Source organism: Halorubrum trapanicum (assembly GCF_017873555.1).
GTDB lineage: Archaea > Halobacteriota > Halobacteria > Halobacteriales > Haloferacaceae > Halorubrum > Halorubrum trapanicum.
Window position 1 is genome coordinate 100,099 of the sequence record NZ_JAGGKE010000007.1, and the last position, 13,659, is coordinate 113,757.

At 69.9% G+C, this 13,659-nt stretch carries 12 protein-coding genes; 7 read left to right on the plus strand and 5 right to left on the minus strand.

Annotated features, from left to right (window positions below; translation table 11 throughout):
- Positions 1-35 precede the first annotated feature (35 nt).
- The 3 genes from J2744_RS09435 (at position 36) to J2744_RS09445 (ending at position 3,094) form a co-directional block, all read left to right on the plus strand.
- Positions 36-758 carry a competence/damage-inducible protein A gene (locus J2744_RS09435; RefSeq protein WP_209547167.1) on the plus strand — a complete coding sequence of 241 codons (723 nt, stop codon included), beginning with the start codon at positions 36-38 and terminating at the stop codon, positions 756-758.
- A gap of 237 nt (positions 759-995) precedes the next feature.
- Positions 996-2,147, plus strand: a complete 1,152-nt coding sequence (locus tag J2744_RS09440) for an ATP-NAD kinase family protein (protein ID WP_209547170.1) — start codon at positions 996-998, stop codon at positions 2,145-2,147.
- A gap of 380 nt (positions 2,148-2,527) precedes the next feature.
- The gene (locus J2744_RS09445) at positions 2,528-3,094 is read left to right on the plus strand and encodes a maltose acetyltransferase domain-containing protein (RefSeq protein ID WP_209547173.1); all 567 of its coding nucleotides are present in this window, start codon (positions 2,528-2,530) and stop codon (positions 3,092-3,094) included.
- A 3-nt stretch (positions 3,095-3,097) separates the two neighbouring features.
- Here the strand turns inward: J2744_RS09445 and prs are convergent, their stop codons facing one another.
- Positions 3,098-3,958, minus strand: coding sequence for a ribose-phosphate diphosphokinase (prs, locus tag J2744_RS09450; RefSeq protein ID WP_209547177.1), 861 nt, complete (start codon positions 3,956-3,958; stop codon positions 3,098-3,100).
- Positions 3,959-4,148: 190 nt separating this feature from the next.
- Between prs and J2744_RS09455 the strand changes: the two genes are divergently transcribed.
- The 4 genes from J2744_RS09455 (at position 4,149) to J2744_RS09470 (ending at position 8,901) form a co-directional block, all read left to right on the plus strand.
- Positions 4,149-4,805 (plus strand): HVO_0476 family zinc finger protein, encoded by a 657-nt coding sequence (locus tag J2744_RS09455; RefSeq protein WP_209547180.1) that lies wholly within the window; start codon positions 4,149-4,151, stop codon positions 4,803-4,805.
- A 550-nt stretch (positions 4,806-5,355) separates the two neighbouring features.
- Positions 5,356-5,559 (plus strand): hypothetical protein, encoded by a 204-nt coding sequence (locus tag J2744_RS09460; RefSeq protein WP_209547183.1) that lies wholly within the window; start codon positions 5,356-5,358, stop codon positions 5,557-5,559.
- Positions 5,560-5,652: 93 nt separating this feature from the next.
- Positions 5,653-7,311, plus strand: coding sequence for a gamma-glutamyltransferase family protein (locus tag J2744_RS09465; protein ID WP_209547186.1), 1,659 nt, complete (start codon positions 5,653-5,655; stop codon positions 7,309-7,311).
- 207 nt (positions 7,312-7,518) lie between these two features.
- Positions 7,519-8,901, plus strand: coding sequence for an ABC transporter substrate-binding protein (locus J2744_RS09470; protein ID WP_209547189.1), 1,383 nt, complete (start codon positions 7,519-7,521; stop codon positions 8,899-8,901).
- Between the two features lie 490 nt (positions 8,902-9,391).
- Here J2744_RS09470 and J2744_RS09475 read toward each other — a convergent pair whose 3' ends face one another.
- From J2744_RS09475 to J2744_RS09490, 4 genes are read right to left on the minus strand one after another with little or no spacing between them, the layout of a single operon-like run.
- Complete coding sequence (locus tag J2744_RS09475) at positions 9,392-10,195, minus strand: ABC transporter ATP-binding protein (RefSeq protein WP_245203287.1); 804 nt, start codon at positions 10,193-10,195, stop codon at positions 9,392-9,394.
- Complete coding sequence (locus tag J2744_RS09480) at positions 10,192-11,124, minus strand: ABC transporter ATP-binding protein (protein WP_209547192.1); 933 nt, start codon at positions 11,122-11,124, stop codon at positions 10,192-10,194. The genes J2744_RS09475 and J2744_RS09480 overlap by 4 nt, the downstream gene beginning before the upstream one ends.
- Positions 11,117-12,472: a branched-chain amino acid ABC transporter permease gene (locus J2744_RS09485; RefSeq protein WP_209547194.1), complete on the minus strand. Its 1,356-nt coding sequence runs from the start codon at positions 12,470-12,472 to the stop codon at positions 11,117-11,119. Before J2744_RS09485 ends, J2744_RS09480 begins: the two co-directional genes overlap by 8 nt.
- On the minus strand, positions 12,469-13,590 hold the full coding sequence (locus J2744_RS09490; RefSeq protein ID WP_210113169.1) for a branched-chain amino acid ABC transporter permease: 1,122 nt from the start codon (positions 13,588-13,590) through the stop codon (positions 12,469-12,471). The genes J2744_RS09485 and J2744_RS09490 overlap by 4 nt, the downstream gene beginning before the upstream one ends.
- Positions 13,591-13,659: the final 69 nt, after the last annotated feature.

The following is a 13,659-nucleotide window of genomic DNA, read 5'->3' on the forward strand; positions in this document are numbered from 1 at the left end:
CGGTCCTTTTCTACCGCGCGCCGCTTGCGTTCGATATGAACGCCGCCGTCGTCACCGTCGGGGACGAGCTCCTCGTCGGGGACACCGAGAACACGAACGCCACCTGGCTCTGCGACCGCCTCGACGCCCGGGGCGTCGAGGTCCGGCGGGTGACCGTCGTGCCGGACGAGGTCGCCGAGATCGCGCGGGTCGTCAACGAGTACCGCGCCGAGTACGACGCGGTGATCGTCACCGGCGGTCTCGGGCCGACGCACGACGACGTGACGATGGAGGGCGTCGCGGCCGCGTTCGGACGCGACCTCGTCGAGAACGCCGAGGCGGCCGCGTGGCTCGCCGAGCGGGGGTACAGCGGGAGCGACCTCGCGGCGGAGACCACGCACCTCCCCGCCGACTGCCGGCCGCTGCCGAACGAGGCGGGGGTCGCGCCCGGCGCCGTCGTCGACTCCGTCTACGTCCTGCCCGGGGTTCCGGGCGAGATGAAAGCGATGTTCGAGGCGGTCGAAGGCGAGTTCGCGGGGACGCGGACCCACGTGCGCACCGTCGACGTCGACGAGCCGGAGAGCGAACTGCTCGACCGTGTCGCGTCGCTGCGGGAGCGGTTCGACGTGCGGGTCGGATCGTATCCGGGGAGGGTGGTGACGGTGAAGATCACCGCCGAGAGCGAGGCGGAGACCGAGCGCGCGGCGGCGTGGGTCCGCGAGCACGCGGACGCGGTCGAAGAAACGGACGGAGACTCGGTCGGGGACGAGGCGGCCTGAGCGTCGCGTCGCGACGGCTCGGTCAGCGGTACAGGTACGCGACCCACACGACGACGAGGGCGAGGCTCGCGAGCAGGACCGCGCCCGCGGTCGCGCTGATCGGCAGCGGCTCCGTCACGGCGGCTTCGAGGATCATATCTCGGGGTTGTTCTGGGGGCGTCTTAAGCGTTGATTCTCGAACGGCGCGCCTCGACCGGACGCGGCTCCCTTAAGGGGCCGGCGCGGTGAACGTCCGGCATGCACGTGGGGATCGCGGTGAACCCGGTCGCCGGCATGGGCGGCCGCGTCGGCCTGAAGGGGACCGACGGGAAGGTGGCCGAGGCGATAGAGCGCGGCGCGGAGCCGCGAGCCCCGGAGCGAGCGAAACGAACCCTCGACCGACTGGCCGCGGTCGCCCCCGACACGAGCGTCTCCGTCGCAGCCGACCCGATGGGGGAGTCGATCGTCCGCGAGGCGGGCTTCGACCCGGTCCGCGTCGTCGACCCGTTCGGGGGGGAGGCGCCGGAGCAGACGGCGACCCCGGAGCCGACGGAGACGACCGCGGCGCACACCGCCGCGGTCGTGCGGGCGTTCGCGGGGATCGACGACGGCGACGGCAGCGAGGCCTCGGGCGAGACCGCCGCCGACCCCGTCGACCTCGTCTTGTTCGTCGGCGGCGACGGCACCGCCGCGGACGTCGCGGAGGCCTTGGAGGGGACCGACGTGCCGATGCTCGGCGTCCCCGCCGGCGTGAAGGTGTACTCGTCGGTGTTCGCGGTGTCGCCGGAGGACGCCGCCGAGGTCGCGGCGTCGTTCTCGCGGACCGAGCGCCGCGAGGTGATGGACATCGACGAGGACGCCTACCGCGAGGGCGAGGTCAACCCGGAGCTTCGGGGGGTCGCGCACGTTCCCGTCGCCGACGACCTCCAGTCGTCGAAACAGACCGCGAGCGGGACCGTCGAGTCGCTGGCCGAGGGCGTCGCGGCCGACATCCGCGAGCGCGACGGCGAGGGAGTCACCTTCGTCCTCGGCCCGGGGTCGACCGTGGGCGCGATCAAGGACGAACTCGGCTTCGAGCCGTCGGCGATCGGGGTCGATGTCTGGCGGGACGGCGAGGTGCTCGTCCGCGACGCGACGGAGGCGCAGATCCTCGACGCGCTCGGCGAGGAGAACGTGATCGTCGTCTCGCCCATCGGCGGGCAGGGGTTCGTCTTCGGCCGCGGCAACCCACAGATCTCGCCGGCCGTGATCCGGCGCTGTGACCTCCGAATCGTTGCCTCGCGCGCCAAGCTCGACGACGTGCGCGCGCTCCGCGTCGACACCGACGACCCCGACCTCGACGACGAACTCGCGGGCTGGGTCCGCGTTCGGGTCGGGAAGTTCGAGACGCGGATGATGAAGATCGTCTGAGGCGGGGCGTATCGTCTCCCGTCGCGACTGCGTCGGGTGATACGGTATTTAAATGGACACGAGCGGGTTCAACACTTATAAACTGAACTGCGGTGGCGTCGCCGGCGGCAGAGCCGCCGGCTGCAAGAGGCGCGTCGCGCCTCCCTGCGCGCCTCCGAGTGGCCGCCGAAGGCGGCCGCGAGGAGCACGCGCGAGGGAGTCAGTCGCCGGAGCGAAGCGAAGGCGACTACGAGGCTGGGGAGGCGTGAGGTGCGGTTGCTGTGCGGGGCGGCTGGGGCTTTGGAGGCGTTCGCCGCCGAGACGCAGTCAACGATTTATAAACAGTTCCCCTCGACAGCGCCGACAGACAGGCCTTTGTCGCTCGCAGCGCCGGGAGTCGTATGGGACGCGAGAAGGAGCGGATGCTCGCCGGCGAGGCGTACGACCCGAGCGATCCGGAACTCAGACGCGAGCGAGAGCGCGCTCGGGACCGCTGCCGGCGGTACAACGAAACCGCCCAGACGGAGACCGACCGCCGCGACCGACTCCTCCGCGAGCTGTTCGGCGAGGTCCGCGGCGACGCGACGGTGCTGCCGCCGTTCCACTGTGACTACGGGTACAACATCGGCGTCGGCGACGGCTTCTTCGCGAACTTCGGCTGCGTCTTCCTCGACGCCGGGCCGATCGCGTTCGGCGAGAACTGTATGCTCGGGCCGGGCGTCCACGTCTACACCCCGACGCACCCGCTCGACCCCGAGGAGCGCGCGACCGGCCGCGAGTTCGGCGACCCCGTCACGGTCGGCGACGACGTCTGGATCGGCGGGCAGGCGGTGCTCACGCCCGGAACCTCGGTCGGCGACGGCGCGGTCGTCGCGGCCGGCGCCGTCGTGGTCGACGACGTGCCGGCGCGGACGGTGGTCGGCGGCAACCCGGCCGAGGTGATCCGAGAGATCGAGGACGGCGAGTGACCTTTACAACGAGTCGAGCGCGTCGGCCACGGCGGGCGCAACGCTGACGACGCTACACCCGCGCTCGACGGTGTCGCTGCCGACGATCCGGTCGACGCCCGCGGCGCGGAGCTTCGTCACCGCGTTGGCCGCGAGGACGGGGTGGACGCAGGCCGTCAGCACCCGCGCGGCGCCGCGGTCGGTGAGGACGGCGACCGACTCGCTCATCGTCGACCCGGTCGCGATGATGTCGTCGACGACGACCACGTCCCGGTCGGCCACGGGGGCGTCGGAGGGCGACACCGCGACGGCGCCCGTCTCGCGGTCGCGGTGCTTCTCGAAGTAGTCCGTCTCGCCGGCGCCGTAGGCGTCGCGGACGGTGGCGGCCACGTCGATGGCGCCCTCGTCGGGCGCGAGGAAGAGCGGGTCGTCGAGGTCCGCAGGGAGGGGGTCCGCGAGCGCGCCCGCGGCGTCGACCGCCTCGGCGGGGACGTCGAAGAAGTCGGCGACGGTCGCCTCGTGGGGGTTGACGAGGAGGACGCGGTCGGTCCCGGTCGAGATCGCCCGCGCCATCGCGCGGGCGGAGACCGGCTCGCCGTCGCCGAACGAGTCGTCTTGGCGCGCGTAGCCCATGTACGGGATCACGGTCGTCACGGCCGTCGCGCCGGCCTCGCGGACGGCGTCTTGGAGCTGGAGCAGTTCCACCCACGCCTCGTCGGAGTCGGTCGCGGCGACGATCACGGCCTCGTCGGCGTCGAAGTCGGGCACCGCGGCGAGCCCCTCCCCGTCCGGGAACCGGTCGTATGTCGGGGTCGCGAGCGCCCGGTCCGTCGCCTCGGCGAGCGCGGCCGCGAGCTGCTGCGAGCTGGACCCGGGTACGATCATGGGCGACCGTTCCGCGGACACCGGTAAACCAGTTTCCTTACCGCGCGGCCCACTCCCGCGCTCGCGACGGCTCACCCCCGCGCTCGGGACGGCCCACCGGCGTCGCCGCGCCGCCGCGCGCCACGCGAGCGCGACCCACACCGATCCCACAGGGGCGGATATTTACGGGCGCGGCGGGTACGAACGGCCAATGACCGACACCGAAGCCGGCGCACGCGTCGGACTCCCCTGTCCGTCGTGCTCGCCGTCCGAGCCGACCGTCCACGAGGTCCTCAGCCCGGGCGGGCAGGCCACCGTGCGCTGTACCGAGTGCGACCACACCCACAAGACCGAGATCCCCGAGGAGGAGACCGTCGCCGTGACGATCGTCGTCTCGCAGGACGGCGACTCGTTCACGACGACGATGGACGTGCCGGCCGACGGCGACGTCGCGGCGGGCGAGGAGTTCGTCGTCGACACCGACGAGGCGCTGATGCAGGTGCGGATCACCGACATCGAACTCGGGCCGGAGAACCGCGTCGAGGAGGCCGACATCACCGACGCGGAGACGCTGTGGACCCGCGCGGTCGACAACGTCGCGGTCCCCGTCACGCTCCACCCGAAGGACGGCGAGGCGGACCAGACGCGCTCGCTGCGGGTGAACGTTCCCGGTGACTACGAGTTCACCGTCGACGAGACGGTCGAGTTCGGCGAGGAGGAGTTCACCGTCGAGGGGCTTCAGATCCGCGAGGACGCGCCCGAGTACCGCCACGAGAAGCTCGATCACCCCGGCGACCTCGCCTACGCGAAGGACCTCAAGCGGGTGTACGCCCGCGACGAGACGCTGACCGCGTGGTCGGCCTGGTAGGCGCGGCGCGCTCGCCTCACCCCGGCCGGCGAAAGCTCGTACCAACATAAACAATTATGAAGGATACGCTCATTGGTCGAGTCGTGCCGCCCGTAGTACACGACTGACGCACGCTCGACGGCGGGGACGACGGCCGGTCCCGGCGGTCCGAGCACGCGCGAGGCGACCGAGACCGAACCGACGACCGACCGACCGACGTCGTCCCCGGAGTCCGACGAGGACGACGACGACGCGACCGACGACCTGCCGACCGCCGCCGAGGCGGTCGCGCAGGCGGCGGCGACGTTCGACCCGTCGGACACCCGGCAGATTGCGAACGGCACCGACCGCTGGAACGCGTACGCCGGCTCGTCGCACTGACGACGCGGCCGGATCCTTTTATTCGACGGCGCGACTACCGACGAGCGGCCGATGACGAACCACCGCTCCGAGCCGGACTCGGCACCCGGCGACGACGAGCCCTATGAGTACCGAGGCCGGTAACGCACCGGTGGCGGCCCGACCGCCGACGGGACCAACCGTTTTCACGCCGCCGCGCGAGCGGAGGCTCATGAACCACCGCTGTCCCGACTGCGGCGTCACGATGGAGGAAGTCGAGTTCGGCATGGACGACGCCTGGAACGCGCACGTCAGGACCGGCGAGAAGCGGACGGGACTGCTCGGGAAGCTCGGGATGAACGAGCGGAAGTCGCTGACGACGGTGATGTGCCCCGAGTGCGGGCTGGTCCGCCACTACGCCGAGTTCGAGGAGTGACGGCGGCGATCGCCGCACTCGTCGACCGCACGGAGCCGACACCGGACACATCCGGTCGGGGCTTTATTCTCCCGCGCGCCGGACGAGTGTCGTATGGAGCCAGACTTAGACCGATTCACGTCGCGCCGGTCGACCGTGTACGGGCAGCGCGGCGTGGTGGCGACCAGCCAACCGCTCGCCAGCGAGGCGGGGATCGAAGTCCTCCGAGAGGGAGGGAACGCGTTCGACGCCGCGGTCGCGACCGCGGCCGCGCTCAACGTCGTCGAGCCGACCTCGACCGGACTCGGCGGCGACGTGTTCGCGCTGTACCGGACCGCGGACGGCGAGGTCGGCGCGATGCGCTCCTGTGGCGGCGCGCCGGCGGACGCGACGATAGAGAACGTCCGGGACGCGTTGGCTGAGGACGACGACGCGGACGCCTACTACCCCGACGACGGCGGCTACGCGGTCGACGACGCCGGCGAGGCCGGGATGCCGTTCTACGGGCCGCACGCGGTCACGGTCCCGGGGACGGCCCGCGGCTGGGAGGCGACCGTCGAGGAGCTGGGCCGGCTGAGCCTCGCGGACGCGCTCGCGCCCGCCATCCGCTACGCGACCGAGGGGTACCCGGTGTCCGAGGTGATCGCCTCCTACTGGGCGAGCGCAGACGCGCTGTTCACCGACGACCACGCCCGGGAGGCGTACCTGTTCGACGACGAGCCGCCGAGCGTCGGGCAGACGGTGACGATGCCGCGCCTGGGCGAGTCGATGCGGAGGATCGCGGAGGAGGGCGCGGACGTCGTCTACGAGGGCGAGATCGCCGAGGCGATCGCCGACGAGGTCCAGTCGCAGGGCGGGTTCATGACCGTCGACGACCTCGCCGACTTCGAGGTCGAGTGGCCCGACCCGGTGTCGACTACCTACAACGGCGCCGAGGTGTACGAGCTGCCGCCGAACAACCAGGGACTGATCGCGCTGGAGGCGCTCAACGTCGCCGCCGAGCTGGGCGCGGGCGAACACGAGTACGACTCGCCGGAACGCGTCCACTACTTCGCCGAGGCCATGAAGCGGGCGTTCCACGACGGCCACCGCTACATAACCGACCCCGAGTACGAGGAGGTCCCGCCGCTCGCGTCTGCGGAGTGGGCGGCCGAGCGCGCCGCCGGCGTCGGCGAGGCCGCCTCGCACGACGTCTCCTTCGGCGTGCCGAACGCGAACGCGGAGGACGCGGACACCGTCCTCCTCACCGTCGCCGACGACGCGGGCAACGTTGTCTCGTACATCAACTCGCGGTTCGCCGGCTTCGGCTCCGGGCTGGTCGCCGGCGACACCGGTATCGCGCTCCAGAACCGCGGCGCGTCGTTCTCGCTCGACCCGGACCACCCGAACGCGCTCGAACCCGGCAAGCGCCCCTTCCACACGCTCATCCCGGGCGTCGTCCGGTTCGACGAGGACGACTGGGCGGCGTTCGGCGTGATGGGCGGGTACATGCAGCCGCAGGGCCACGTCCAGGTGATCTCGAACCTCGTCGACTACGACATGCCCCTCCAGCGCGCGCTCGATGAGCCGCGCTGGCGCTACCGCGAGAGCGGCGAGCTGGCGCTCGAACCGCACTTCGACGACGACGCCGCGGCGAAGCTGGTCCGGAAGGACCACGACGTGCGGACGCTCTCGCCGGTCATGTTCGGCGGGGCACAGATCGCGCGGAACCGAGACGGGGTCCTCTCGGCCGCCACGGAACCCCGGAAAGACGGGAACGCACAGGGGTACTGAGACGGAACGCTCGCGTCCGCGGAGCCGACGTTATTTCTATCAGGTAGTATATATGAAACGGAGTTCGAGCTCGGTCGTCGATCAGCGAACGGTCGGTAGAGCGCACAAGTCTCCGACAGAACCCGTCTGATCGGCCCGAATTCGAACGCCGTCGTATTTGTGGCCGTGGATACACTTATAACGGCTCGTATGGTATACGCTCACAGGATGACGCGAAGAATCCAGCGACGCGACGTACTCAGAGGCGCCGGTGCGGTCGGGATCGCAGCCGTCGCCGGCTGTTCGACGGAGAGCGGCGACGGCGGCGACGGGTCGGACGGGAGCGACGGTTCCGACGGGGGAGACGGCGGCGACGGTTCCGACGGGGGAGACGGGTCGGACGGGAGCAACGTTCCCGACGCCGTGATGGTCGTCGGCTTCCCGCAGTCCGGCATTCAGCTGTTCCGCGACTTCTACTCGGAGTTCGCCGACAGCGCGCCCGACCTGGACATCATCGTCCCCGACGGGCTGATCGACGCCGACCTCCCCGGCGAGGTCGACAACGACATGAACAACGTCATCGGCACCGCGCCCTCCGCGGGCGGTCCCGGTGCGGAGTTCTTCACCGAGTCGTATCAGGAGGCGTACGGCGAGGAGCCGGGCGTGTTCACCGCGCAGGCGTACGACGCGATGGCGGTCGAGATCCTCGCGGCCACGGCCGCGGGCGAGAACGACGGCGAGGCGATCCGCGACCGGATCCGGACCGTCGCGAACCCCGGCGGCGAGGAGTTCGGCCCGGCCGACCTCCCGGAGGCGGTCGAGACCGTCGCCGGCGGCGACCCCGTTCACTACGTGGGCGCGTCGTCGAGCGTCAACTTCGACGTCAACGGCGACGTCGCCACCGCCGCCTACGACATCACGGACTTCCAAGACGGCGAGCTCGTCACCCTCGACACCGTCGAGTTCGGGAACGAACTCTCCGAGGAGGACCTGAACGCGACCGCCGCGGATCCGGTCGGCGTCGACTCCTTTACGGCCCGGATCGGCGTGTTGATGCCGGAGACCGGCGACCTCGGTCCGCTCGGGGTACCGATCCGCGACGGCGCGCTGCTCGCGGCCACGCAGGTCAACGACGCCGGCATCAACGTCGACGTCGAGACCAGAGTCGAGGACACCCAGACCGATCCGCAGGCCGGTATCTCTGGCGCGAACGCCATCGTCAACGCGGGATTCGGCGCGGTCGTCGGCCCGGCGTCGTCGAACGTCAACCTTCAGGTCGCCGACCAAGTGTTCATCCCGAACGGCGTCGTCGGCATCTCGCCGTCGTCGACCGATCCGAACGTGACGGACTTAGAGGACAACGGCTATATCTTCCGGACTGCGCCCTCCGACCTGCTTCAGGGACCGGCGATGGCCGACCTCGCCGTCAGCGACACGGTCGGCGCCGAGTCCTCCGGCACGCTGTACCTCAACGACGCCTACGGCCAGTCGCTGGAGGAGGCGTACGTGAACGCCTTCGAGGAGCGCGACGGCACCGTCGACCAGCGGGTCTCCTTCGAGCCGAACCAGGCGACGTACACCAGCCAGTGGTCGAGCGTGCTGAACGAGTAGGGATCGACCGAGCCTTTCCCGATTTTTCACACCGTCTGAGCCGCGGCGCTCGGTGCGATTGGGAGAGAATTGCTATTCTAGTTACAAACGGGAGCGGTGGCGCGTGCCGACGAGCGGCCGAAGGCCGCGAGTCGCACGCGCGAGGTCGTCGGGCGAAGCCCGACTGCCAGAGGGACCTTCGGCCCTCGCTGGACGCGGCGAACGCGAGCGGCGCAGCCGCGAAGCGTGAGCCGCGAGGCTGGGGAGGCGTGAGGCGCGGTCGCTGTGGTGGGCGGGGGGACTCAAAGGGGCAGTCGCGAGGACAGCACAGGCGACGTAAGCACCGCAGGAACGAGCGAAGCGAGTGACGAGGAGCGCAACGAGCGTGTGCTGTCCTCGCGACTGGGGCTTTGGAGGGACTCGCTACCGATCCACGGGAAACATCGTACTGACGGCGGTCGGTACCGCCCGGAACTGAACAATAACAGACCGCTCCCTCGCAGCAAAGCGATTATCCGCCGAGGAAGTCGCGCCGCACGTCCTCGTCAGCGAGTAGCATCTCGCCGCGGTCAGTGTAGCGGTTCTCGCCGTTCACCAGCACGTAGCCGCGGTCGCAGCGGCGCAGCGCCTCCTTCGCATTCTGCTCGACCATCAGCACCGCCGTCCCGCTCTCGTTGATCCGGTCGATCCGGTCGAACATGTCGGAGACGAGGTCGGGAGCGAGACCGGCCGAGGGCTCGTCGAGCAACAGGAGGTCGGGGTCGAGCATGAGCGCTCGCCCCATCGCGACCATCTGCCGCTGACCGCCCGAGAGCGTCCCCGCCTTCTGGTCGCTGCGTTCCCGGAGGATCGGGAAGCGGTCGTAGATCGTCTCGATCTGGGCTTCGGGCACCTCGTCGAGGATGTACGCGCCCATCTCGAGGTTTTCGCGGACGCTGAGGCCCGGGAACACGTTGTCGTTCTGCGGGACGAACCCGACCCCCTCGCGGATGATCTGCTCGGGCGCGAGCCCGTGGATCGGCTCGCCCTCGAACTCGACGGTGCCGTCCATGTGGGTCGTGAGTCCGAAGACGGTCTTCATCACCGTCGACTTGCCGGCCCCGTTCGGACCGACGATGGTCACGTACTCCCCGTCGGCGACGTCGAGGACCACGTCCGAGAGGATCTGGAGGTCGCCGTAGCCCGCGTCGAGGTCGCGGATGCGTAAGATCGCGTCGCCGTCGATCGCGTGATCGGTTCCGGCGGTAGCATCGGGCGGGGTCTCCGAGGCATCGTCCGGCGTCGGTTCGGGATCGGTCTCGGCGTCGGCCGTCATAGGTCCTCCCCCAGGTACGCCTCGATGACCCGCTCGTCGTTCCGTATCTCGTCGCCGGTCCCCTCGGCGAGCACGCTGCCCTGATGCATGACGATGACGCGTTCGCAGTTGTTCATGATGACGTCCATGTCGTGTTCGACGAGCAGGAAGGTGTAGCCGTCAGCGCGCAGGTCGTGGATCCGGTCGAGGAGCTTCTCCTCGAGCGTCGGGTTGACCCCGGCGAGCGGCTCGTCGAGCAGCACCATCTCGGGGTCGGTCATCAGCGCGCGGGCCATCTCCAGCAGCTTCCGCTGGCCGCCGGAGAGGTTCCCCGCGTGCTCGTGCGCGAGGTGGTCGATCTCGAAGAACTCCAGCGTCTCCCAGGCGCGCTCGCGGAGCGCGGTCTCCTCCTCGACGACCGCGCCGCGAAGCCCGGGCGTGACCGCCCGAATCGCGGACTCACCGAGCTGTCCCTGCGGCGCGAGCATGAGGTTCTCCAAGACGGTCATCTCGGAGAGTTCCCGGGCGATCTGGAACGTCCGAACCAGTCCCTTCCGCGCGATCTGATGCGGTCTGAGACCGGTGATGTCCTCGCCCTCGAAGTACACCGTCCCGGCGGTCGGCTCGTGGACGCCGGTGATACAGTTGAAGGTGGTCGACTTCCCGGCGCCGTTCGGGCCGATGAGTCCCGTCAGCGACCCGGACTCGACCTCGAAGGAAGCGCCGTCGACCGCGGTGACGCCGCCGAACCGCTTCACCAGCCCCTCCACGCGGAGCGGGACCGTCGAGGGGGTGCGCTTCGCGGCCTCCTCGACCGCGCTGTCGTTCGCCTCCGGTTCGTCGTCCGGTCCGTCCGCGGCCGCGACGGTGTCGGCCGCGCCGGCGTCTCTCGGGTCTGCGGCGCCGTTCGCGTCGGCGTCGTCGATCGGATCGGGAGCGTCGCTACTCATCGGACTCACCTCCGGCGGGCCGCTCCGAGAGGTCGACGGCCGCGGCCGTCTCGATCCGGTCGCCGAGGATCCCCTCCGGGCGCCGGTGGATGATGAACACGAGCACGAGTCCGAGGAAGACGAACTGGAGCGGCGCGACGTTGTCGGTCGCGTACGCGAGGAACGTCACCGGGTCCAGCGAGGCGACCGCGTCGGCGAACGACGCCGGCGTCTCCGCGTCGATGAGACCGCGGACGGCCCCGCCGACGCGCCGCGGCCCCTCGAACAGCACCGCTGCGAAGACGATACCGCCGAGGACGGAGCCGGTGTTCGACCCGGATCCGCCGATGATCACCGCGATGAAGACGTAGAATGTCAGGAGCGGCCGGAACTGCGGCGTCGGCGAGACGTTGCCCTGGCTGCCGAACCAGAGGATGCCGGCGAGTCCCATCAGCGCGCAGCCGATGACGAACACCTTGATCTTCACGAGGTTCACGTCCTTGCCGAGCGAGTTGGCGACGAGTTCGTCCTCCCGAATGGCTTTCATCGTCCGCCCGAACGGCGACCGTCCGAGGCGTTCGAGCAGGAGGTAAAAGCCGATCAGGAAACCGGCGAGAACGGCGATGTACCCCCAGCCGATGAGTATCGGGTGGGCGATTCCGAGACCGTCGGTGCCGAAGACTCCGAAGACGAGGTCGCCGAGTGCGGTCGGGTTCCCCGCCTGTCCGTCGACGAGGAACAGGCCACGGACGGGGTTGTCCGGCATTCCCATTCCGCGGCCGCCGCCCGTTCCGGCACCGATCGTCTCGCGCAGGAACGTGTCGAAGGCGCTCGACTGGAGCGACAGGCGGATTATCTCGGAGAGTCCGAGCGTCACGATCGCGAGGTAGTCGGCCTTGAGCCGCAGCGCCGGGAGAGCGGCGAGCGCACCGAGCAGCGCCGCCATCCCCATCCCGGCGAGGACGCCGACCGGGAGCGGTAGCCCGAGTCCGGGCGGACCGAAGGCGGGATCGGGCGACCGAACGACCATCCCCATCGTGTACACGCCGACGGCCATGAAGCCGGCGACGCCGATGTTAAAGAGACCGGTGTACCCCCACTGGAGGTTCAAGGCGAGCGCGGTGAGCGCGTAGACGAGACCGAGGAAGGTCAGCGTCTCAAGCAGCCCGACCACGCTGTTGAGTCCGTCTGTGAACGTGAGCAGCGTCGCGGCCGCGTAGACCGCGAGCAGCGTCCCGACCACGAGTCCGAGGTCGCTCTCTCTTGCGGCCTCGACCAGCGCCGCGGTGACGCTCTCGGGCGGGTCGGACGCGGGCGCGGGGTCGCCTGACGTGGAAGCGGAGTCGTCGGACGCGTCGGGGTCGCTCATGTCGTCGAAACACCTCCGAACAGCCCCTCGGGGCGCAACAGCAGCATCAGGATCATCACGGCGAACGCCGCCGCCTGGTTGAAGTCGGACGGGATCCAGATCGTCGAGGTCGTGAACACGACGCCGATGACGAGTCCGCCGACGATGGCCCCGTAGACGGAGCCGATCCCGCCTAAGATTACGGCCGCGAAGATGAGAAGCAGGAGGAGCCAGCCGAAGTCGAACTGGATCGTCCCCCGGAGCAGGACGTAGAGATAGCCGGAGGCGCCCGCGAGTCCGCCGCCGATGATCCACGTGGCGGTGACGACGCGCTCGGCCGGAATCCCCGTGATGAGCGCGAGGTCCTTGTTGTCGGCCATCGCCCGCATCGCGGTGCCGAGCTTCGTGTGCTGGAGCATGCCGTGCATCGCGAGCATCAGGCCGAGCGCCGCGACGAGGATGGTGAGTTCGTGCGCGTTCACGGAGAGTCCGAGCGGGCCGAACGCGAGGTTCGACGCGTCGACGCTGGCGGTCACGCCGCGCCGGTCGGAGCCGTAGCCGAACTGGAGCAGGTAGCGGACGACCAGCGCGGCGCCGATGGAGGCGATCAGCAGCGCGATCCCGTCGCGGTCCCGCATCGGCTTGTAGAACGCCCGGTCGAGCGCCACCGCGAGCAGCGCGGTGACGACGAACGCCGCGAGGAGCCCGACCAGGATTGCGGCCGGCGTCGTGAGGATGTGCGCGCCGATGTCGCCCGGCGAGGCGCTCCCGGCGTCCCGAACGGTCAGCAGCGCGCGGACCGGCACGTCGCCGAATCCGGCGATCAGGAAGGCGACGCCCCAGCCGGAGAACGCGCCCACGCTGACGAGGTCGCCGTGCGAGAAGTTCGCGAACGAGAGAATGCTGTACGTCATCGAGAGCCCGATGCCCGCGAGTCCGATTACGAGGCCGATGACGATGCCGTTCCAGAGGTTCGATCCGAGCCGGTCGACCGAGAGCGACCCCCCGATCGGGCCGAGGCCGACCCCCGCGAGTTTCGCCGTGAGGTCGACCAAGAGCAGGCCGCCGAGGAGGACGACGAAGAGAACCCCCGGACGTGCCCGCACTGAGTCGACGATCGACGAGTCAGTTGTTCCTATGTGTACGTCTCACTGAGACAGGGTGGGTCACCGAGAGGTAAATAACTCGCTGTTCGGACAAGACCTCGA

What these genes read in the sequence shown, in the direction of transcription:
- J2744_RS09445 (WP_209547173.1), top strand. Translation starts at nt 2,528, where the DNA reads ATGGGACGCGAGAAGGAGCGGATGCTCGCCGGCGAGGCGTACGACCCG.
- J2744_RS09470 (WP_209547189.1), top strand. Translation starts at nt 7,519, where the DNA reads ATGACGCGAAGAATCCAGCGACGCGACGTACTCAGAGGCGCCGGTGCG.
- J2744_RS09480 (WP_209547192.1), bottom strand. Translation starts at nt 11,124, where the DNA reads ATGAGTAGCGACGCTCCCGATCCGATCGACGACGCCGACGCGAACGGC.
- prs (WP_209547177.1), bottom strand. Translation starts at nt 3,958, where the DNA reads ATGATCGTACCCGGGTCCAGCTCGCAGCAGCTCGCGGCCGCGCTCGCC.
- J2744_RS09460 (WP_209547183.1), top strand. Translation starts at nt 5,356, where the DNA reads ATGAACCACCGCTGTCCCGACTGCGGCGTCACGATGGAGGAAGTCGAG.
- J2744_RS09475 (WP_245203287.1), bottom strand. Translation starts at nt 10,195, where the DNA reads ATGACGGCCGACGCCGAGACCGATCCCGAACCGACGCCGGACGATGCC.
- J2744_RS09465 (WP_209547186.1), top strand. Translation starts at nt 5,653, where the DNA reads ATGGAGCCAGACTTAGACCGATTCACGTCGCGCCGGTCGACCGTGTAC.
- J2744_RS09455 (WP_209547180.1), top strand. Translation starts at nt 4,149, where the DNA reads ATGACCGACACCGAAGCCGGCGCACGCGTCGGACTCCCCTGTCCGTCG.
- J2744_RS09440 (WP_209547170.1), top strand. Translation starts at nt 996, where the DNA reads ATGCACGTGGGGATCGCGGTGAACCCGGTCGCCGGCATGGGCGGCCGC.
- J2744_RS09435 (WP_209547167.1), top strand. Translation starts at nt 36, where the DNA reads ATGAACGCCGCCGTCGTCACCGTCGGGGACGAGCTCCTCGTCGGGGAC.
- J2744_RS09485 (WP_209547194.1), bottom strand. Translation starts at nt 12,472, where the DNA reads ATGAGCGACCCCGACGCGTCCGACGACTCCGCTTCCACGTCAGGCGAC.